This is a genomic window from Paracoccus amoyensis, from assembly GCF_014490725.1.
Lineage (GTDB): Bacteria > Pseudomonadota > Alphaproteobacteria > Rhodobacterales > Rhodobacteraceae > Paracoccus > Paracoccus amoyensis.
On the sequence record NZ_JACOQL010000004.1, the window covers coordinates 547,865 to 568,472 of the forward strand.

General features: G+C 60.7%; 15 protein-coding genes and 1 pseudogene. 9 read left to right on the forward strand and 7 right to left on the reverse strand.

What is annotated here, in order from left to right:
• The first annotated feature begins 46 nt into the window (after window positions 1–46).
• The 4 genes from H4P12_RS15260 (at window position 47) to H4P12_RS15275 (ending at window position 7,772) form a co-directional block, all read left to right on the forward strand.
• Window positions 47–1,243, forward strand: coding sequence for an efflux RND transporter periplasmic adaptor subunit (locus H4P12_RS15260; RefSeq protein ID WP_343069840.1), 1,197 nt, complete (start codon window positions 47–49; stop codon window positions 1,241–1,243).
• Window positions 1,240–4,293, forward strand: coding sequence for an efflux RND transporter permease subunit (locus H4P12_RS15265; protein WP_187794503.1), 3,054 nt, complete (start codon window positions 1,240–1,242; stop codon window positions 4,291–4,293). The genes H4P12_RS15260 and H4P12_RS15265 overlap by 4 nt, the downstream gene beginning before the upstream one ends.
• 130 nt (window positions 4,294–4,423) lie before the next feature.
• Window positions 4,424–6,202 carry an SLC13 family permease gene (locus H4P12_RS15270; protein WP_187794504.1) on the forward strand — a complete coding sequence of 593 codons (1,779 nt, stop codon included), beginning with the start codon at window positions 4,424–4,426 and terminating at the stop codon, window positions 6,200–6,202.
• Window positions 6,203–6,383: 181 nt separating this feature from the next.
• Window positions 6,384–7,772 (forward strand): MFS transporter, encoded by a 1,389-nt coding sequence (locus H4P12_RS15275; protein WP_187794505.1) that lies wholly within the window; start codon window positions 6,384–6,386, stop codon window positions 7,770–7,772.
• A gap of 88 nt (window positions 7,773–7,860) precedes the next feature.
• On the opposite strand, the gene H4P12_RS15280 is transcribed toward H4P12_RS15275, so the two are convergent.
• The 7 genes and pseudogenes from H4P12_RS15280 to H4P12_RS15310 form a co-directional block, all read right to left on the reverse strand.
• Window positions 7,861–8,508: a hydrolase gene (locus H4P12_RS15280; protein WP_187794506.1), complete on the reverse strand. Its 648-nt coding sequence runs from the start codon at window positions 8,506–8,508 to the stop codon at window positions 7,861–7,863.
• A gap of 213 nt (window positions 8,509–8,721) precedes the next feature.
• A pseudogene (locus tag H4P12_RS15285) lies at window positions 8,722–10,043 on the reverse strand (pyruvate dehydrogenase complex dihydrolipoamide acetyltransferase).
• 12 nt (window positions 10,044–10,055) lie between these two features.
• Complete coding sequence (locus H4P12_RS15290) at window positions 10,056–11,429, reverse strand: pyruvate dehydrogenase complex E1 component subunit beta (RefSeq protein WP_187794507.1); 1,374 nt, start codon at window positions 11,427–11,429, stop codon at window positions 10,056–10,058.
• Between the two features lie 15 nt (window positions 11,430–11,444).
• A complete protein-coding gene (gene pdhA / locus H4P12_RS15295) occupies window positions 11,445–12,488 on the reverse strand; it encodes a pyruvate dehydrogenase (acetyl-transferring) E1 component subunit alpha (RefSeq protein ID WP_187794508.1) in 1,044 nt (347 codons plus the stop codon).
• A 253-nt stretch (window positions 12,489–12,741) separates the two neighbouring features.
• Window positions 12,742–13,035, reverse strand: a complete 294-nt coding sequence (locus tag H4P12_RS15300) for an FtsB family cell division protein (protein ID WP_187794509.1) — start codon at window positions 13,033–13,035, stop codon at window positions 12,742–12,744.
• 61 nt (window positions 13,036–13,096) lie between these two features.
• On the reverse strand, window positions 13,097–13,882 hold the full coding sequence (gene rlmJ / locus H4P12_RS15305; protein WP_187794510.1) for a 23S rRNA (adenine(2030)-N(6))-methyltransferase RlmJ: 786 nt from the start codon (window positions 13,880–13,882) through the stop codon (window positions 13,097–13,099).
• 710 nt (window positions 13,883–14,592) lie between these two features.
• Window positions 14,593–14,820: a DUF1127 domain-containing protein gene (locus H4P12_RS15310; protein WP_246449308.1), complete on the reverse strand. Its 228-nt coding sequence runs from the start codon at window positions 14,818–14,820 to the stop codon at window positions 14,593–14,595.
• Window positions 14,821–15,161: 341 nt separating this feature from the next.
• Here H4P12_RS15310 and H4P12_RS15315 point away from each other — a divergent pair, with 341 nt between their 5' ends.
• The 5 genes from H4P12_RS15315 (at window position 15,162) to H4P12_RS15335 (ending at window position 20,600) form a co-directional block, all read left to right on the forward strand.
• Window positions 15,162–16,274 (forward strand): Mrp/NBP35 family ATP-binding protein, encoded by a 1,113-nt coding sequence (locus tag H4P12_RS15315; protein WP_187794511.1) that lies wholly within the window; start codon window positions 15,162–15,164, stop codon window positions 16,272–16,274.
• Window positions 16,275–16,922: 648 nt separating this feature from the next.
• Window positions 16,923–17,450: a cell division/cell wall cluster transcriptional repressor MraZ gene (locus tag H4P12_RS15320; protein ID WP_187794512.1), complete on the forward strand. Its 528-nt coding sequence runs from the start codon at window positions 16,923–16,925 to the stop codon at window positions 17,448–17,450.
• Window positions 17,451–17,453: 3 nt separating this feature from the next.
• Window positions 17,454–18,422: a 16S rRNA (cytosine(1402)-N(4))-methyltransferase RsmH gene (gene rsmH, locus H4P12_RS15325; protein WP_187794513.1), complete on the forward strand. Its 969-nt coding sequence runs from the start codon at window positions 17,454–17,456 to the stop codon at window positions 18,420–18,422.
• Window positions 18,422–18,763, forward strand: coding sequence for a cell division protein FtsL (gene ftsL / locus H4P12_RS15330; protein WP_187794514.1), 342 nt, complete (start codon window positions 18,422–18,424; stop codon window positions 18,761–18,763). Before rsmH ends, ftsL begins: the two co-directional genes overlap by 1 nt.
• 4 nt (window positions 18,764–18,767) lie before the next feature.
• Complete coding sequence (locus H4P12_RS15335; RefSeq protein WP_187794515.1) at window positions 18,768–20,600, forward strand: peptidoglycan D,D-transpeptidase FtsI family protein; 1,833 nt, start codon at window positions 18,768–18,770, stop codon at window positions 20,598–20,600.
• Window positions 20,601–20,608 lie beyond the last annotated feature (8 nt).

Consider the following 20,608-nt stretch of genomic DNA (forward strand, 5'->3'; position numbering starts at 1 on the left):
GTCTGCGCCGATGGTCGTTGCGGCTGATCTAGAGAGGATGCCCCCTGTGTTCTTACGTCTGCTGTCCACAATCCTGTTTGTCAGCCTGGGCACGGTGCTTTGGGCCGAAGAGGCCGCGCCCTCTGCGGATACAGCCGCCCAAGCCGCCCCGGCCGTCACCATTGTCGCTGCCGAAACCGCCGAGGTTCAGGCGCGGGTTCCGACCTCGGGCAGTCTGGTTGCATGGCGCGAGGTGCAGGTGCATCCACAGGTCGCCGGCTATGAGATCACCGAAATTCTGGTCGAGGCGGGGGACAGCGTTGAAAAAGGACAGGTTCTGGCGCGCCTGTCCACCGACACGCTTTCAGCGCAGCTGGAGCAGGCCGAGGCGGAATATGCCCGCGCGGAAGCGGGCGTCGATCAGGCGCGCAGCACCATTGACAGCACGCAGGCCTTGCTGACGCAGGCGGTCGCGGCGCTGGAACGGGCGCAGCGTTTGCGGCAGGGCGGCACGGCGTCGCAATCGACGCTGGACGACGCCATCGCCGCCGAGGCGAATGCACGCGGGCAGGCGGCGTCAGCGACGGGCGGTCTGTCGGTGGCGCAGGCGGCGCTTGGGCAGGCGGTCGCGGCGCGGCGCATTGCGCGGCTGAATCTGGACCGGGCCGATATTATCGCGCCCGTCAGCGGTTTCGTCTCGGCGCGGACGGCGGAACTGGGCGGGCTGTCCGGCGGATCGACCGATCCGCTGTTCTCGATCATCGAAGACAGCCGCGTCGAATTTGCAGGCGACGTGATCGAAACGGCGCTGCCCGCTTTGCAGGTCGGCGCGCCCGCGACGATCCGGGTCGCGGGACTGGGTGAGGTCACGGGCAAGGTTCGTCTGGTCCCGGCGGCGGTCGATCCGGTGACACGGCTGGGCTTCGTGCGGATCGAACTGGAACAAAAGCCGGGCCTGCGGGCCGGGCTGTTCGGCTATGGCTGGGTGACGACGGCGGTGCGTGATGCCGTTACGGTGCCGGTTGCCGCCGTGCTGTCGGACGGGGATGGCGACCGGGTGCAGGTGGTCAAGAACGGCGTGATCGAGACGCGCCCCGTTGAAGCCGGCCTGATCTGGCAAGGTCGGCGCGAGATTGTCGATGGATTGGCGGCGGGCGAAGACATCGTTGCCCGTGCGGGCGCCTTTTTCCGCACCGGTGATCAGGTGCGCCGCGCCGAAGCGGTTGCCGCTGATGACGCTGTCGAACAGGCGGCAGAGCAATGAATTTCTCCACCTGGTCCATCCGGCATCCGGTTCCGCCCATCGCCATCTTCCTGGTGCTGCTGATCATCGGTCTGGTCAGCTTCATGCGCCTGCCGGTGACGGCCATGCCGAATATCGACCTGCCCATCGTTCAGGTCACGGTCAACCAGCCCGGAGCCGCGCCGTCCGAACTGACCACGCAGGTCGTGCAGCCGATCGAGGACAGCATTTCGTCGGTCACGGGTGTCCGGAACATTTCCTCCAGCGCTTCCGACAGTCTGGCCTCGATCACCATCGAGTTCGAGCTTGAGACGGATAGCGACCGGGCGGTGAATGACATCAAGGACGCCGTCGCCAATGTGCGAGAGGACTTGCCCGAAAGCGTCAGTGAGCCGATCGTGCAGCGGCTGGATGTGACGGGCTATCCGATCCTGACCTATGCCGTGTCGGACCCGACGCAATCCATCGAGATGCTGTCGAAATTCGTCGATGACGTGATCGGGCGACAACTGGCCAATGTCGATGGCGTCGGCAAGACGACCCGGATCGGCGGAGCGTCGCGCGAAATCAAGGTCGAACTGAACCCCGAGCGTCTGTTGGCCCATGGTCTGACCGCTGCAGAAGTGTCGGATCAGTTGCGGGCCAAGAATATCGACATGGCGGGCGGGCGCGGCGATCTGGCGGGGATCGAATTTTCCATCCGCACGCTGGGGTCGGCCAGCAGTGTGGACCGGCTGGCGGTGACGCCGATTGCCCTGCCTCAGGGGGGCAGCATCGCGCTGAACCAGCTGGGGCAGGTGATCGATGGTCCGGCCGAAGAACGCAGTTTTGCGCTGTTGAACGGCCAGCCTGTCGTGGCGTTCGGCGTCTATCGCGCCACGGGCGAATCCGATCTGGCGACGGGTGATGGCGTCAAGGAGCGGCTGGACCAGATCCGCGCACGCTATCCCAACACCCGGATCACGCTGATCGACGATGCGACGACCTATACCGAAGCCAGCTATCACAGTGCGATGGAAACGCTTTACGAAGGCGCGGCGCTGGCCGTGATCGTCGTGTTCATCTTTCTGCGCAACTGGCGGGCGACACTTGTGGCTGCGGTCGCGCTGCCCTTGTCGATCATTCCGACATTCTTCGTGATGCAATGGCTGGGGTTCACGCTGAACGGGATCAGCCTGCTGGGAATTACGTTGGTCACCGGGATTCTGGTCGATGACGCGATTGTCGAGATCGAGAACATCGTCCGACATATCGGCATGGGAACGCCCCCCTACGAGGCCAGCGAGGAAGCCGCGAACGAAATCGGCTTGACCGTCATCGCCATCAGCCTTTCCATCGTCGCGGTCTTTGCGCCGGTCAGCTTCATGGGCGGCATTCCCGGGCAGTATTTCAAGCAATTCGGCCTGACGGTCGCGGTATCGGTGCTGTTTTCGCTGTTGGTCGCGCGGATCATCACGCCGATGATGGCGGCCTATTTCATGCGCGGCAATGTGCATGCCGCGGATGCCAAGGACGGCGTCATCATGCGCGGGTTGATGTCGATCCTGCGCTGGACCATGCGGCATCGCGGGCTGACGCTGCTGGCAGGGGCGGGGATTTTTGCGCTGTCGATTTTTTCGGCCACATTGCTGCCCAGTGAATTCATTCCCGAACAGGATGTCGGTCGCAGCCAGATCTCGCTTGAGCTGCCTCCGGGGTCCACCATCGAGGACACGGATCACGCCACGCGCCGTCTGACCGCAAAGATCGAGGAAGCCCCCGAGACGCAGTCCGTCTTTGCCTATAGCGACGGGAGCGACGTGACCCATGCCCGGCTGATGATCAACTATGGCAAGAAAGAGACGCGGGATCGGTCGCAGTTCGACATCGAGGATGATCTGAAAGCCGCCGTGGCATCGTTTCCCGATGTACGGATCAATTTCCAGAACGCCGAAGGCATGAACGATCTGACCATCAATGTTCTCAGCGATACCGAAGCGGGCGCGGCGCGTGGCGGCGATCTGCTGGTGGCCGAGATGGTCAAGCTGCCGACATTGGAAGATGTCCGATCCTCCTCCAGCATGCAGCGGCCAGAAATCCAAATCCGGCCAAAGCAGGAACTGGCGACGTTACTGGGCGTGCCCGCCAGCGCCATCGCCACCACTTTGCGGATCGCCACGCTGGGCGATACCGAAAGCAATCTGGCCAAGTTCAACGCGGGCGATGAACAGATCCCCATTGTCGTGCGCCTGAGCCAGCGTGCCCGTGCCGACATCCCGACCATCGAAAACCTGCGCGTGCCCAGTGCAGCCGGACAGATCCCGCTGGCTTCGGTGGCCGACATCACCATGTCCTCGGGCGCGACGACGATTGAACGCTACAACCGCCAGTTTCAAACCACTGTCAGCGCCAACCTGGCCGAAGGGGCGTTGCTGGGTCCGGTCAGTGCCCAGGTGACACAGTTGCAGGAAAAGATCGACATGCCGCCCAACACCGCAATCTCGGCATCGGGCGATGCCGAGATCATGGGCGAGGTTTTTGCCGCCTTCGCGCTGGCCATGGGGTCGGGCGTGATGCTTGTCTATGTCGTGCTGGTGTTGCTGTTCCACAATTTCGTCACGCCGATCACCATTCTGCTGTCGCTGCCTTTGGCAATCGGCGGGGCTATCCTTGCGCTGTTCGTGACCGGCAATTCGATCAGCATGGCGGTGGTCATCGGCTTCCTGATGCTGATGGGGATTGTCACCAAAAACTCGATCATGCTGGTGGAATTCGCCCTGTCCGCGATGGAACATGGAACCCCGAAGCGCGAGGCGATCCTTGATGCGGTCCACAAACGCGCCCGCCCGATTGTCATGACGACCATCGCGATGAGTGCGGGCATGGTGCCATCCGCGCTTGCCACAGGCGAAGGTGGAGAGTTTCGCGCCCCCATGGCCATTGCCGTGATCGGGGGCTTGCTGCTGTCCACGGTTCTGTCGCTGCTGTTCGTGCCCGCGCTGTTTTCCATGATCCATGGTGCTCAATCGCGGATTTTCGGCTGGCTGGGACGCAAGATCGGATTGAACGGCCCGCGCAAGGTCGAAGGGTGATCCTGTCCGACCCTTGGCGGTTGATTTCGGAACTTAGCTGCTGCCAGATCGTCTTACTTATGGTTGAGTTGCACATGATGCGTGCCCTTTGGCCGCGCCACATCCAGGCTAGTCAGGAGGACGCATTTTGTTGAACCACATCCTTGCCGAATATTCCGCCTGGGTCGCGCTGGCCGTCCTGCTGTTGATCTTTATCGGCTTTGCCATGGAAAAGCTGCCGACCGAGGTCGTCGCCGGGGTTGGTGCCGCGATCTTTGTCCTGATGGGCTATGTGACCACCGAAGAGGCTTATGGGGTGTTTTCAAACCCCGCCCCGCTGACGATTGGGGCCATGTTCGTGCTGACGAGCGCCCTGGTCAGAACGGGTGTGCTGGAACGGGTGGTCGGCATCATTCTGGATTTCGCCGGCGATAAGCCCGCCCTGGCGATTTTTGGGATCATCGCCGGCGCGACGCTGCTCAGCGGATTTGTCAACAATACGCCGGTTGTCCTGATCCTGATCCCGATCGTGCTGCGAATTGCACAACGGTTCGGCGTCGCCTCGACCAGGTTGCTGATCCCGGTATCCTATGCGTCGATCCTGGGAGGGACGCTGAGCATGATCGGGACATCGACCAATCTTCTGGTCGATGGTGTTGCCCGCGAAAACGGGATGCAGCCCTTTGGCATATTCGAGATCACCCCGATCGGCATCGTCGCCGCCGTTTCGGGCTTGCTGATGCTGGCTGTCACCGGGCGATTTCTTTTGCCCGATCGGCCTGATGCCCCATCCGGTCTGGACGGCGACGAGGTGACGTTTCTGACGGATGTCGCGATCCTGCAGGACGGACCCTTCACCGAAACCCCGGTGGGTGAGATTTCCGCCCTGAAACTGCCCAGCCTGAAACTGCGCGGTGTTCGCCGTTCCGGCGTGTTGTTGCGGGGCGAGGTCAAAGAGATGACCTTGCGCAAGGGCGACGCTCTGATCGTCATGGCGACCTCGTCTGAACTGCTGACGCTGGCCAGCCGGGAAGACGTGCGGATCGGTTTGCCCGGACCCGCCGCCAAGGCAGACGACAGCGCCGTGGTCGAGGCCGTTCTGGCGCCGCAAAAGGCCATCGTTGGCCATCGCCTGAAAGAGCTGGGTCTTGATGGCCGCTTTGGCGTGCGCGTTCTGGGGATCCATCGTCACAACCATACCTCGGGCCGCGATTTGCGCAGCTCGCATCTGCGGGCGGCGGATCGGCTGTTGCTGGAAGGTCCGGCGACCGGTCTGGATGCGATGAGCCAGCAGGGCGTGATCGTCTCGCTGAACCGCACCAGTGGCCGCGCCTATCGCCGGTCCAAGGCGCCGATTGCGATTGCCGCGCTTCTGGCGGTGGTCGTTCTGGCTGCACTGAACGTGATGCAGATCGGGATATTGGCGATGCTGGCGGTGGTCGGCATTCTGGTGCTGCGCTGCATCGACAGCGACGAAGCGTGGCGGGCGATCGATGCGGGCGTTCTGGTGCTGATCTTTGCCATGCTGATCATGGGCATCGGGTTGCAGAACACAGGCGCTGTTGATTTGGTCGTCACGGGAATCGCCCCCTATCTGACCAACCTGCCTGCCTGGGCGGTGCTGATTGCCATCTATCTGCTGGCCTCGGTCCTGACCGAGTTGATTACGAACAATGCCGTTGCCGTGGTGATGACGCCGATCGTCATTGGACTGGCGGGGCAGGTGGGAATAGACCCGCGCCCCTTTGTCGTGGCGGTGATGTTTGCGGCCAGCGCATCCTTTGCGACACCCATCGGATACCAGACCAACACGCTGGTCTATGCCGCCGGCAACTATAAATTCACCGATTTCGTCAAGGTCGGGCTGGCGATGAACATCGTCGTGGGATTGGCAACCAGTCTGGCGATCTACGCCTATTACGGCGTGTGAGTCACTGCGCAATTCGTGCGACGGCCGGGACGGCTTAATCAAAAGCCAATTCGGTTCCTCGAAATTAACATCATGTTAATGATGCGGACATATTGATATTTTACGTAACGGAAACTGTCTGGCACATCTGTTGCATGGGTCACGCCGAGGGGGCGCGCCGCCCATAAGGGAGAGGTTTTCCATGACTGATGCAACGGCCAGTGCGCCGGAATACAGAAAGCAATCCGGCAAGGCGGCTGCCAGCGGGTGGGTTGGCTCGGCGCTTGAATATTACGACTTCTTTATTTACGCGACGGCTGCGTCGTTGATTTTCCCGCAGATATTCTTTCCATCGGACAATCCGCGCGTGGCAATTATCGCATCGCTGGCGACCTATGGGGTCGGCTATGTCGCGCGACCCATTGGCGCGTTTGTTCTGGGCCATCTGGGCGATACGCATGGACGCAAGAATGTCTTGCTGATCTGTATGTTCCTGATGGGAATTTCGACGCTGCTGGTCGGTCTTTTGCCGACCTATCAACAGGTCGGGATTCTGGCGCCGATCCTGCTGGTGATCCTGCGCTTGATTCAGGGATTTGCTGTTGCTGGCGAGATCGCAGGGGCAAGTTCCATGATCCTTGAACATGCGCCCTTTGGCCGGCGCGGGTTCTTTGCCAGCTTTACCTTGCAAGGGGTTCAGGCTGGACAAATTCTGGCGGCTGCGGTGTTTCTACCGCTGGCCCACTTCATGCCGGACGAGGCGTTCAACAGTTGGGGTTGGCGTATTCCGTTCCTGCTGAGTTTCGTGGTCATCATCGCAGGCTGGATCATCCGCCGCGAAGTCGATGAAACGCCGGCCTTCCAGAAAGAAGAAGCCCAGCACGAAACCCCGCGTTCGCCCGTGATCGAGGCGATCCAGAACACCTGGCCCGATATGATCCGGGTGATCTGCATGGCGCTGATGAACACGATCCCGGTCGTGGCGACTGTTTTCGGCGCGGCTTATGCCGTGCAGGCGGCCTATGGCATCGGGTTCCACAAGGACGTGTATCTGTGGATCCCCGTGGCAGGGAATATCATCGCCTGTCTGATCATCCCCTATGTCGGCAATTTGTCGGACAAGATCGGCCGCCGGCCCCCGATCATCATCGGTGCATTGGGATCTGGCTTGCTGGCCTTCGGCTATCTTTACGCCATCTCGATCCATTCGGTCCCGCTGGCGATTCTGATGTCGCTGCTGATGTGGGGGATCGTGTATCAGGGGTATAATGCCGTGTTCCCCAGCTTCTATCCGGAACTGTTCCCGACCCGGACGCGGGTGTCATCCATGGCCATCTCGCAAAATATCGGCACCACGATCACGGCGCTGTTGCCCGCTTTGTTCGCCTTTGTCGCGCCACCCGGTTCGACCAATGTGCCATTGGTGGTGGGGTCGATCGCCTTTGCCGTCGCCTGTATCGCCGCAATCGCTGCGTGGTCGGCGCGCGAAACCTATCGCGTCAGAATCGGGGATCTGGGCAATCCGAAGGCCGTTCCGGTGGACAAGGAAACCTATGACCGGCTGCGGAAAGAGGCGATCAGCAACGCCTGACGTGGCGGCCGTTCGGACATGGATTTGACAATCCGCCCGCGGGGTGACCGGCGGGCGGAATTCTTTTGGTTGCAGGGGGATCCGGCGATCAGCCGATCTTGCCCTCTTTCATCAGGGCGAAGCGCTTGGGGAAATACCAGCGCAGAACCTGCCGGAACTTGTCCGAGCTTTCGCGCGCCCAATTCCGCATCAGTTCAGAGCCGAACTGAATCGCGGTGATTGGTGTCGCACCGGCAGCACGCATCCGTTCCAGCGCCTGTTCATGTGCAACGGGTGAAATACCACCGACCGCATCCGCCACGGGATAGACGTGATACCCCTCGGCCTGCATGTCGAGTGTGGGGAAGGTCACGCAAACTTCGGTCCACAGGCCGGCCATCACGATGTTCTTGCGGCCCGTGGCCTCGACAGCCTTGCGGAACTCCTCATCCTCCCAGCTGTTCACGCCGGTGCGGTCGATTTCCGTGACGCCGGGCAGCTCTGCCATGATTTCCGCCGCAGTGCCTTCGTTGACGCCCATGCCGACCGCCACGGTCGAGACGATGACTGGAATATCATAGGCGGCGGCAAGTTTGCATAATGCGATGACATTCAAGTCAATTTCTTCACGGCTGGACGAGGTGACGGTGCGATACTGTTCGGGCTGATAGTCAATCAAAACCAACGCGCAGTTTTCCGGTGTCAGCAGATGATCGGATTTCGGATCGCGGATCGGTTCGGGTTGAGTTTTCGTCATGGTCAACTCCTTACAGATGTTTGTCGGTCACGTCCTGGGGCTGGTGCCATTAGGTAAAACTGTCGCCGTGGCGACATGCTGTCAAGTGCATACAAATGAATCTGGGCGCGGCTTTCAAAGGTCATCAAGGCAGCATTGAATGCGTGCGAATACAAACGAAAAACCCCGCCGGGCTTTTGCCGGCGGGGTTTTTGTTTCAGCGTTTCGCAGCGATCAGGCCAGCATTCCCATCGGGTTTTCCAGATGGCCGACGATCTTTTCCAGAAGCTGCGCCCCAAGGGCACCGTCGATGACCCGGTGGTCAACCGACAATGTCATCGACATGACATTGCGGATCACCACCTCGCCGTTTTCCGCGACAGGCGTGGGAATGCCCGCGCCGACGGCGAGGATCGCACCATGCGGCGGGTTGATGACGGCGTCGAAGTTTTCGATGCCGAACATGCCCAGGTTGGAAATCGCAAAGCTGCCGCCCTGATATTCATGCGGGGCCAGCTTCTTGGTCTTGGCGCGGGTGGCGAGATCCTTCATTCGGAGGACAGGGTGGACAGGGTCTTTTGCTGCGCATCCCGCAGGACCGGGGTGAACAGGCCACCTTCTATCGCGACGGCGACGGCCACATCCGAAGGTTTCAGCTTCAGAATGCGATCACCCGCCCAGACAGCATTGGCATCGGGCACTTCCTGCAGGGCAAGCGCGCAGGCCTTGATGATGAAGTCGTTGACCGACAGCTTCACGCCGCGATCTTCCAGCTGCTTGTTCAGCGTGGCGCGGAACTTCATCAGCTCGTCCAGCTTGGCCGACCGGCGCAGATAGAAATGCGGGATGGTCGATTTGGCCTCGGACAGGCGGGCGGCGATGGTGCGGCGCATGCCGTCCAGCGCGACCTCTTCTGTTTCGCGGTCGGCATACATCTTGAGGATGGTTTCTGCCGATGGACCCGCCGAAGCTGCGGTCGCCGGTGCGGCTGCTGCGGGCGCGGCACTTGCTGCCGTTGCCGGCTTTGCCGCCCCGGGCTTGGCGCCTTCGACGTCGGCTTTGATGATCCGGCCATGTGGGCCGCTGCCCTGAATGGCCGACAGATCGACGCCCTTGTCCGCCGCAATGCGACGCGCCAAGGGGGACGCAAAGACACGGCTGCCATCGCCAGCCTTGGGCGCGGCGGGGGCAGGGGCAGCGGCGGCAGGTGCGGCGGGTGCCGCTTCGGCTTTGGCCTCGGCCTTGGGGGCGTCTGCCTTGGGTGCTTCTTCTGCCTTGGGGGCGGGGGCGCTGCCGATATCGGCGGCACTTTCACCTTCTTCCAGCAGGACGGCAATAGGGGTGCTGACCTTCACCCCTTGCGTCCCTTCGGCAATCAGGATCTTGCCGATGGTGCCTTCGTCGACGGCTTCAAATTCCATCGTCGCCTTGTCGGTTTCGATTTCGGCCAGGATGTCACCGCTGCTGACGGTGTCGCCTTCTTTCACCAGCCACTTGGCCAGCGTGCCCTCCTCCATCGTCGGAGACAGCGCGGGCATCAGGATTTCTGTTGGCATCTCGCGTGCTCCTTACTTGTAGGTGACTTTTTTCACGGCTTCGATGATCTCGGGGACCGTGATAAGGGCGTGCTTTTCAAGGTTCGCGGCATAGGGCATCGGAACGTCCTTGCCGGTGCAGTTGATCACGGGCGCGTCCAGATAGTCGAACGCGTTTTCCATGATATAGGCCGACAGGTGGTTGCCGATGGATCCGACGGGGAAGCCTTCCTCGACCGTGATGGCGCGGTTGGTTTTCTTGACCGATTCGATCACGGTGCCGTAATCCAGCGGGCGCAACGTGCGCAGGTCGATCACCTCGGCGTCGATCCCCTCTGCTGCCAGCTTTTCCGCCGCATCCAGCGAATGCCCGACACTGATGCCGAAGCTTATGATGGTGACATCCTTGCCCGGACGGACGATGCGGGCCTTGCCAAAGGGAATGGTGAAATCTTCCAGATCGGGAACTTCAAAGCTGCGACCGTAGAGGATTTCGTTTTCAAGGAAGATGACCGGGTTCGGATCGCGGATCGCGGTTTTCAGCAGACCTTTTGCATCCGCCGCCGAATAGGGCATCACGACTTTCAGACCGGGAATGGCTGCATACCATGCCGCGAAATCCTGGCTGTGCTGTGCGCCCACGCGGGCTGCGGCCCCGTTGGGGCCACGGAAGACCATCGGCGCGCCCATCTGACCGCCCGACATATACAGCGTTTTCGCGGCCGAGTTGATGATATGGTCAATCGCCTGCATGGCGAAGTTGAACGTCATGAACTCGACAATCGGGCGCAGGCCGGCCAGCGCCGCACCCGTGCCGATTCCGGCAAAGCCGATTTCGCTGATCGGGGTGTCAACGATGCGCTTGGGACCGAACTTGTCCAGCAGGCCCTGGCTGATCTTGTAAGCGCCCTGATATTCGCCGACCTCTTCCCCCATCAGGAAGACGGTGTCGTCGCGGACCATTTCCTCTTCCATGGCCTCGCGCAGTGCTTCGCGCACGGTCATGGTTTTCATCGGCGTGCCTTCGGGCCAGTCGGGGCTGGCATTGGCGGCGGGCGTTGCTGCCGGGGCGGCTTGCGCGGCCACTGTCGCGGGCGTGCTTTCGCTTTCGGTTGAAGCAGGCGCTGCGGCGGCAGGTGCGCTGGCGATGGCATCGGCGCTTTCGCCTTCTTCCACCAGCACAGCGATAGGGGTGTTCACCTTCACACCCTGCGTGCCTTCGGCGATCAGGATCTTGCCCATGATGCCTTCATCGACAGCTTCAAATTCCATCGTGGCTTTGTCGGTTTCGATCTCGGCGATAATGTCGCCTGCCTTCACCTCATCGCCTTCTTTCTTCAGCCATTTCGCCAATGTGCCTTCTTCCATCGTCGGCGACAGGGCGGGCATCAGGATTTCGGTAGCCATTCTTGTCACCCTCCCTCAGGCGTTTTCTTCCGCAGAACCCTGCGGAATTTCTTCGGCGTAGATATCGGTCCACAATTCGGACAGCGCGGGTTCCGGGCTTTCCTTGGCGTATTCCGCCGAATCGTTGACGATGTCCTTGATTTCCTTGTCGATGGCCTTCAGCTCATCTTCGGTTGCGTGCTTGCCTTGCAGCAGCAGTTCGCGGACGTTTTCGATGGAGTCGCGTTCGTCGCGCATCTTCTGAACTTCTTCGCGTGTGCGATATTTCGCAGGGTCGGACATCGAGTGGCCGCGATAGCGATAGGTCATGACTTCAAGGATATAAGGGCCCTTGCCCGCGCGGCAGTGGGCCACGGCTTTTTCGCCGGCAGCTTTCACGGCCAGCACGTCCATGCCGTCCACCTGTTCGCCCGGAATGCCAAAGGCTTCACCGCGACCAAAGAACGTCGTCGACTTGGTCGAGCGGCGCACCGACATGCCCATGGCATATTGATTGTTTTCGATCACGAAAACGACCGGCAGATCCCACAATTCGGCCATGTTGTAGGTTTCGTAGACCTGACCCTGGTTGGCCGCGCCATCGCCGAAATAGACGAAGGTAACGTTGTCATTGCCCAGATATTTGTCGGCAAATGCCAGACCGGCGCCCAGCGGAACCTGTGCCGCGACGATGCCGTGACCGCCGTAGAAATGCTTCTCGCGGCTGAACATGTGCATCGAGCCGCCCTTGCCTTTGGAATAACCGCCTTCGCGGCCAGTCAACTCGGCCATGACGCCACGGGCTTCCATGCCACAGGCCAGCATATGGCCGTGGTCACGATAGCTGGTAATGCGTTTGTCACCTTCTTTCGCGGTGGCCTCAAGACCCACGACAACGGCTTCCTGTCCGATATACAGGTGGCAGAAGCCGCCGATCAGGCCCATGCCGTAAAGCTGACCGGCTTTTTCTTCAAAGCGACGGATCAACAGCATGTCGCGGTAAAATTGAAGAAGTTCGTCCTTCGACGTGTTGGATTTCGAAGGCACCACTTCTTTTGTAGCGGCGGGTTTCCTGGCCATACGGCTTGTCCTCCTGGGTGCGTAACAGAATAGTTCAGCGTTAAACTATCCGTAGCGCATCGTTTTGAGAGGTGCAATGCGCGAACTTTACGCTACGCGAAGACAGGGGTTTTAGGTCGCAAATACTGCCATTTCCAGACGATTTCACCCAAGTGTCGGGTCATCGCATCCCGCATGGTTTTACCCAGCTGCGTTGCGGCACATCTTCAAACGGAATGGGGCTGCCGTCAGGGCGGAATAATGGCGGAATAATTCAGGGCAGAATAATTTCGTCCGCACGGACATAGCCCAATACCTGACGGGCACGTTCGTCCAACAGGTCCAGATCCAGATATTCGTCTGACAGGCGATGCGTCAGATTCTGCATCTTTTCGACTTCGGACGCCAGCTTGTCACGCTCTTCCGCCAATTCGGTCTTTTCTGATTCGATCTGAATCCGGCGCAGGATCCCCGAGGGGCCCTGCACCGCGGCGAAAGCGAAATAGAGGCTGAGCGCCACGGTCAGGACGAGAAAGATCGTGGCGCTGATGGAAAGTCGCTGCGACATAGGCCAGCCAGTTATTGTTGTTGCGGGGATCATGCCACAGCCAGCCAGACAGGGGAATCCCCTAGGCCGAGAAATGGCGGCGAAACATTGCCTCAAGTCGCCGGGCTTCGTCCGACAACCCGTGAGGCGCGTTCAGGACCCACATGCCAGAGCCGGTCATGAAATGACCGGGGCGGGCAGGAGCGAAGCGAACCTCGGACCGCAGGGCATCCGGGTGCGAGGACATGAGCGTATCGAGCATCGGCCTGTGGCGATGATCCGTCAGCAGCGGATACCACAACGCGATAACGCCCACGTTCCATTTGCGGGCGATCTGGTGGATCTGCCTGGGAACCAAGGCATAGTCGGTCTTCACCTCGAAGCTGGGGTCGATCAACAGCATTCCACGGCGGGGTGTGGGGGGCGTCACCGCCTGCGCCATCTGAAAGCCGTCCTGATGGTGAAGGTTTGCGAAACCCGCCACCTGTTCCAGCGCCGCAAATTCTGCCGGGTGCAGTTCCGCCAGATGCGCCGAATCGCCACGTCGCAGAAAATGCGCCGCGATGAGCGGTGATCCGGGATAGGCATTGGCGCCGTAAGATTTGCGAACCGATTTCAGTGCGGCATGGAGCGGATGATCGGCGGGCAGCCAGCCATTCTTTTCGGCACGCAGAATGCCCGCCTTTGCCTCGCCCGTCTTGGCAGCCTCGGCCCCGTCAAGGCGATAGAGGCCGCGCCCGGAATGGGTTTCCAGATAGGATAGCGGTTTATCTTTCCGGGTCAGGTAATCCAACGCCGAGGCAAGCAATGCGTGCTTGTGCAGGTCGGCCAGGTTTCCGGCGTGATAGGCGTGCTGATAACTAAGCATGACATTGCCATAACTCGCAGCGTCAGGCCCGGAAAGCGATTTTTCATGTGCTGAAACTAAAAGCGGCGACGCCCAAGGGAGGAGGAGGGGCGTCGCCGCGAAACGCTGACCCTGGGAGGAGGGGTGGGCCGCGTAAGGGTTGCGGTGCAAGCCGGGGAGGAGGAGAGGCCGACACCGCCAGCGCAAGCTCGGATGGGAGGAGAGAGCTTGGCGCATCTGTTGCCGCGAACAAGGCGGCTATGTGGGACGCGGCAGCGCCAGGGAGGAGGAGGGGCGCTGCCGCTAAACGCTGGCCTGGGAGGAGGAGTGGCCGCGTATGGGGTGCGACAAGGACCGGGAGGAGGAGGAGTGGTCATTGCCGCTAACGACTGGCCACAGGGAGGAGGAGAGGCCGTCGCATCGGGTTGCCGCAGAACAGGGCGGCTATGGGGTGCGGTGTCGCCAGGGAGGAGGAGAGGCTTCACCGCTGACGGCCAGCTTTAAGGGAGGAGAGAGCTGGCCGTATTCAGGTGCCGCGGGGATGTGGCGGCTGTGATCTTTTGCGGCAACCCCTTGGGAGGAGGAGTAGGGGTTGCCGCCCAGACGATGCAACCCAGGGAGGAGGAGAGGGTTCCATCGCTATTTTTGGCGACATCCTCCTGGGGAGGAAGAGTGGAGGATGTCGCTAGTCCAGGCCCCTAGGGAGGAGTGGGGCGAGGAGGTTCGAATTCTTACTTCGCGGCGCCGAATGCGGCTTCCTGAGCCAGACCGTGAATCATCGAGCGGTTGATGCCCAGATCGTTCAGGTCACGGTTCGTCAGCGCGCTCAGTTCACGCACGGTTTGGCGGTAAACAGCGCGGCGAGCGCGGTTTTCCTGCATCCGCTGGATCGCAGTCATAACGCGGCCACGCAGATTGTTTTCAGCATGAGCGATATTTGCATGAGCGACATAAGCCATCGGATATTCCTTTCACATCTCATCATCTTGCGCTTGGCCCGGATTGGCTCTGCGCTTCGGATGAGTAGAAGATGAGGGGTTTTCTGCAGCTGCACAATCCAGAGCTTTTCAAATACTGCTATGCAGCATTTGCATAGGTAGGCTTCCAACTTCGTGGGTGTAGGTGCTGAAAAATCAATCTAATTTAACTGTCATAAAACTGTTAGCGTTCACGCCGCGATGCCAAAGACGCAGCGTCTTTAGGTATTTGCCAATAATGCAGTCAATTGCTCAATGGGGGGTTGTCGTTCATAAACTGCCTATCCAAGTAGCTGTAAGAACGAATAATCATAGGCGATGACATGTCCGTTAACCGCGAAGCTGCCCTAAGGGAAATCTCTGACATCCCCATGCCAGACGGAAAAACGTTGGCAGCGGCCGATATCATAAGGGCGTTCACCGTCGACGGTGGCACAGTCAGATTCGTTCTGGAGGTTGCCGATTCTGCCGCCGCCAGGATGTTGGCACCGGTCGAAGCAGAGGCTCGGAGGCGTCTGGAGGCGCTGCCGGGCGTCGAAAAGGTCCAGATCGTCATGACGGCGCAGGCCGCAGCGGGTCAAGGCAAGCCACATGGCGATCCGGTTCGCACATCCGGGCAGGGCGGCCCTGCGCCATCGCTGCAGATTGGTCGCCACCCGACGGCGCAGGCCGGTCCGCAGCCCATACCGGGCGTGAAGCACATCATCGCCATTGGGTCCGGCAAAGGCGGTGTGGGCAAATCCACTGTCACATCCAACCTTGCTGTTGCGTTGGCCAGGGCCGGGCGCAAGGTCGGTTTGCTGGATGCGGATATATACGGTCCGTCACAGCCGCGCATGATGGGGGTGTCGGGTCGTCCCGCCAGCCCGGACGGACAACGAATCGAGCCGCTGCAGGCGCATGGCGTCACGGTCATGTCCATCGGCCTGATGTTGAAGGAAGGCGAGGCCGTGGTCTGGCGTGGCCCGATGCTGATGGGGGCGCTGCAACAGCTTTTGCAGCAGGTGAACTGGGGAGAGCTGGACGTTCTGCTGATCGACCTGCCGCCGGGCACCGGCGATGTGCAGTTGAGCCTGTGTCAGAAGGCGCCGGTGACGGGGGCGATTATCGTGTCCACGCCGCAGGATGTCGCGCTGATCGACGCGCGCCGGGCGATCGACATGTTCAACAAGCTGAAAACCCCGGTGCTTGGACTGGTCGAAAACATGTCCTCTTATATCTGTCCCAATTGCGGGCACGAAGCGCATCTGTTCGGGCATGGCGGTGTGGCTGCCGAGGCGGCGGAACTGGATCTGCCTTTCCTGGGGGAATTGCCTTTGCAACTGGAAGTTCGGCTTGCGGGTGATTCGGGACGCCCCGCCGCATTGGGGGAAGGCATCGTCGCCGACGCCTATGCACGGCTGGCTGATCGGTTGATCAAGGGCGGGATCGCCTGATCCTGCCAATCCCTGCTGCGAAAATCTGGCTTGGGAATGTCTGGGAACGATATTGCGAATCTATTGGGATTTCATGGGAGGGGCGCAGTTTGCGCCCCTCTCGCGTCTGTGATTCGCCGTGAATCGAAACTGAAAATCCGTGAACGCGGTGCAGATGCCGCCGAAAACTGCAAGTAATCTGGCTATTTTCCGCTGCAGGTGGGATTTTCCGCCACACGGCCAGCTTATCTATATGTTGTGGGTATTTTTGCAATCTTTACTAAAAATTGCGTTGAGAAGTTGATGATCCGCAAATTTCGCCCTGAATGGTTCAAATTTGGCTGGGTTCTGCGGGTCGTCGGGGTGAAAAATTCCGTTGCTTCCCATATATTCCCGTGTCACAACGGAATCACGAAGACGGGCAGTAAAGGGGCGAAAAGACCCCAAAGGCGACGCAGGTCTCATACAGGCAACCCGTTTTCCAAACAGACCGCCCGCGCGTGCGAGCAGCACCTCCCCCAGGTGGCGCGTGCAGGGCGGATAACCCCGAAAACGGGGCCCAGACAATGGGAACGAGGGCGGCGGATCGGGCAGTGGCAGCAGCCCGATCCGCCCTTTCTCTTTCGGACGACCGGGAGGGAAATTGGACAGTGAGGGACGGGCAGAAAGGTGGCGCGAAAGTTCAGGGGCACCGAGACCGTAAAGGTCGATGGCAAGGGGCGCATGTCGATCCCTGCACGGTTGCGTCGTGTTTTCGATGCCGGCGATGCGTCCTTTCCCAACAACAATACAGGTCGCACGCAGTTGGTTGCCGTCTATGGTCCCGATTGGTGGAACTGGATCGAGCTTTATACCATCGAAGCGATCGAAGAAATCGACGAGCAGATCGACAAGCTGACCCGCGGATCGCAAGAGCGTCGCTGGCTGGAATTGTTGATGAACGGCCAATCCACCGATCTGGAAATCGACCGCGAGGGCCGTCTGGTCCTGCCGCTGAAGCTGCGCGAAAAGCTGGGCTTTGCCGAAGGGGTCGAGACGATCTTTGAATCGCGCGGCGACTATATTCAGGTTTATAACCCCGACAGCCGCCCGAAAGATGTCGAGGCGCTTGAGGCGTTTGCCGATCAGCATGGTCCTCAGTTCGATCCGCGCGCGTTTCTGGATGGCTCCAGCCCTGACAGCGCGGGCGAGGGTTGAGTCATGACCGATCCGCATATTCCAGTCCTGCTGAAGCCGCTTCTCAGGGCGGTTGAACCTGTTTCCGGCGTCTGGCTGGACGGCACGTTCGGTGCTGGCGGCTATGCCCGCGGTTTGCTTGAGGCGGGCGCCGCGCGGGTGATCGGCGTGGACCGTGATCCACTGGTGTTCCAGATGGCGAAAGACTGGGCCGGAGAATATGGCGACCGGTTGCGGCTGGTTGAAGGCACGTTTTCCGAACTTGACGCCTTGGCGGGCGAGCCGCTGGACGGCGTCGTTCTGGATCTGGGGGTCAGCTCCATGCAGCTGGATCTGGCCGAACGCGGCTTTTCCTTCTTGCGCGACGGCCCGCTGGATATGCGCATGCAGCAGGATGGCCCGTCAGCGGCAGATCTGCTGAACACGGCGGATGAGGCTGTGATCGCCGATGTTCTGTATCACTACGGTGAAGAACGCGCGTCGCGCCGAATTGCCCGCGCCATTGTTGCGGCACGCCCGCTGACACGCACGTCACAATTGGCCGAAGTTGTCGCCGCCTGCCTGCCGCGCCCCAAGCCGGGGCAAAGCCATCCGGCAACGCGCAGCTTTCAGGCGGTCAGGATTTGGGTGAATGATGAATTCCGCCAGTTGGTCGATGGTTTGTCGGCTGCCGAACGCGCGTTGAAGCCGGGCGGCAAGCTGGCCGTCGTCAGCTTTCATTCCCTTGAGGACCGCATTGTAAAGCGGTTCATGCAGGCACGTTCGAACACCTCGGGCGGGGGCAGCCGTTATGCGCCAGTGCAGGATACAACCCCGGCGGCATTCACCCTGCCGTTCCGTCGCGCCATCGGGCCAGATGCAGACGAAATGGACGTGAATCCACGTGCCCGTTCGGCACTGCTGCGCGTCGCGATCCGCACGAATGCGCCCGCCGGTTCCGTAGACGTCGGCGCGTTGGCCATGCCGCGTCTGCCCGGAAAGGGGGGTGCCTGATGCGTTCGCTGACATACTTGGCCTGCGTTCTGATCGTCATGGGGTTGGCTTTCTGGGCTTACCGCGAAAACTATCGCACGCAGACCGCCATGGGAGAAATGTCCCAGTTGCAGCGCGAGATTGCAGGCCTGCGCGAGGACCTTGGCGTGCTGCGTGCCGAATGGGCCTATCTGAACCGTCCCGAGCGCCTGCGGGAACTGGTCAACCTGAATTTCGATCGTCTGCAACTGATACCGCAGGAATCGGGGCAGGTGATCGATCTGGGGAATATCGACTATCCGAAACCGCCAGCGCCACCAGAACCAGATGAAGAGGGCGCAAATGTCGCCCCCGAGGAGTAATGCCATGATCCGCACTCCACTTCGACCTCTTGCCCGGATCTTGCGGGCCCGTGAACGCGGGGAGAACCCCGATGAGATCGAGGCCGAGAACCGCCGCCTGCGGCATGACGCGATTCAGGACAAGGCGCGGCGGCGGGCCGAGGGGCGATTGGTGCTGATGGCAAGCTGTTTCGTTCTGGCGTTCGGAACGGTGGGCCTTCGCATGGGCGCACTGGCCTCAAGCGAGCCGACCGAACCACAGGCGCAAGTTCTGTCGGCGCAGATCATTTCGCAGCGGTCAGACATCACGGACCGGAACGGCCGCGTGCTGGCGACGAACCTGTTAACGCATTCGCTTTATGCCCATCCGCATCAGATGGTTGATCCGGTTGGTTCCGCACAGGGATTGGCCCGGATTTTCCCGGATCTTGATCTGGAACGCCTGACGCGGGACTTCACCAGCGACCGGAAGTTCATGTGGATCAAACGCAAGATGAGTCCCGAACAGATGCAGGCCGTCCATGATCTGGGCGAGCCGGGCCTGCTGTTTGGGCCGCGTGAGATGCGTGTCTATCCCAATGGCCACGTCGCCAGCCATATTCTTGGCGGTTCGGGCTTTGGCAATGAAGGTGTCAGCAGCGCCGAGGTTCTGGGCGTCGCAGGCGTCGAAAAAGCGTTCGACGGCTGGCTGCGCGATCCCGCGAACAACGGTGCACCGCTGCAATTGTCCATTGACCTGAGTGTTCAATCGGCGATGGAAGAAGTGCTGGCTTCGGCCATGGAGATCATGAGCGCCAAGGGCGCAGCGGCCATCCTGATGGAGGTGAAGACGGGTGAGATCGTGGCAATGGCCAGCCTGCCTGACTTCGATCCCAATGATCGCCCCCGCCCGTTGTTGCAGGGGGACCCTTCCGATAGTCCGCTGTTCAACCGCGCAGTGCAAGGGCAGTATGAACTTGGGTCGACCTTCAAGCTGTTCCCGGTCGCGCAGGCACTGGATCTGGGCATCGTCAACCCCAACTCTGGGATCAATACGCAAACCCCGATGCGGATTGGCAAATACCGCATCAACGATTTCCACAATTACGGTGCGCAGATGTCTGTGACCGATATTCTGGTCAAGTCGTCCAACGTCGGCACCGTGCGGATCGCACAGATGGTTGGGGTCGAACGTCAGAAGGACTTCCTGCAAAAGCTGGGCCTGTTTGATCCGACCCCGATCGAGATGGTCGAAGCCCCGACCGGTAAGCCTTTGGTTCCGACGCGTTGGCCTGCTGTGACGGCGGCGACGGTTTCGTTCGGTCACGGCCTGGCGGCAAGTCCACTGCATCTGGCGGCCGCCTATGCCACCATTGCCAATGATGGCCGCCGGGTTCGCCCGACCCTGATCCATCGCCGCACCCGCCCCGAGGGCGAGCAGGTGTTGTCCCCCCGCGCGGCAGAGCTGTCGATCAGCATGCTGCGTCAGGTCGTGGTGCGTGGCACCGCCCGGCAGGCGGAAGTCGCCGGATTTGAACTGGCGGGTAAAACCGGCACAGCCGACAAGCCGCGCCCGAATGGTGGTTATTACAAGGACCGCAACGTCGCGACATTTGCCTCGGTCTTTCCGGCCAGCGATCCGGAATATGTCCTGATCGTGACGCTGGATGAGCCAAGGGTCCGCAATGCTGGCGGGGGCGAAAGCCGGACTGCGGGCATGACTGCCGTGCCCGTTGCAGGGCAATTGGTCCGCCGCCTTGCCCCGCTGATCGGGCTGGAGCCGAAGACAGACGAAAACCTGCCAACATTCGACGCCCGTTTCGAGCCGCGTGTTGAACCCCTACCCGGCGATGAGATAAAGATCGTCGCAAATCAGTAACGGGTGAT

Bases quoted from the DNA above. Each gene is read 5' to 3' on its own strand.
- H4P12_RS15265 (WP_187794503.1), top strand. From the start codon at position 1,240: ATGAATTTCTCCACCTGGTCCATCCGGCATCCGGTTCCGCCCATCGCC.
- H4P12_RS15300 (WP_187794509.1), bottom strand. From the start codon at position 13,035: ATGTCGCAGCGACTTTCCATCAGCGCCACGATCTTTCTCGTCCTGACC.
- H4P12_RS15335 (WP_187794515.1), top strand. From the start codon at position 18,768: ATGATCCGCACTCCACTTCGACCTCTTGCCCGGATCTTGCGGGCCCGT.
- rlmJ (WP_187794510.1), bottom strand. From the start codon at position 13,882: ATGCTTAGTTATCAGCACGCCTATCACGCCGGAAACCTGGCCGACCTG.
- ftsL (WP_187794514.1), top strand. From the start codon at position 18,422: ATGCGTTCGCTGACATACTTGGCCTGCGTTCTGATCGTCATGGGGTTG.
- H4P12_RS15280 (WP_187794506.1), bottom strand. From the start codon at position 8,508: ATGACGAAAACTCAACCCGAACCGATCCGCGATCCGAAATCCGATCAT.
- H4P12_RS15315 (WP_187794511.1), top strand. From the start codon at position 15,162: ATGTCCGTTAACCGCGAAGCTGCCCTAAGGGAAATCTCTGACATCCCC.
- H4P12_RS15310 (WP_246449308.1), bottom strand. From the start codon at position 14,820: ATGGCTTATGTCGCTCATGCAAATATCGCTCATGCTGAAAACAATCTG.
- pdhA (WP_187794508.1), bottom strand. From the start codon at position 12,488: ATGGCCAGGAAACCCGCCGCTACAAAAGAAGTGGTGCCTTCGAAATCC.
- H4P12_RS15290 (WP_187794507.1), bottom strand. From the start codon at position 11,429: ATGGCTACCGAAATCCTGATGCCCGCCCTGTCGCCGACGATGGAAGAA.
- H4P12_RS15275 (WP_187794505.1), top strand. From the start codon at position 6,384: ATGACTGATGCAACGGCCAGTGCGCCGGAATACAGAAAGCAATCCGGC.
- rsmH (WP_187794513.1), top strand. From the start codon at position 17,454: ATGACCGATCCGCATATTCCAGTCCTGCTGAAGCCGCTTCTCAGGGCG.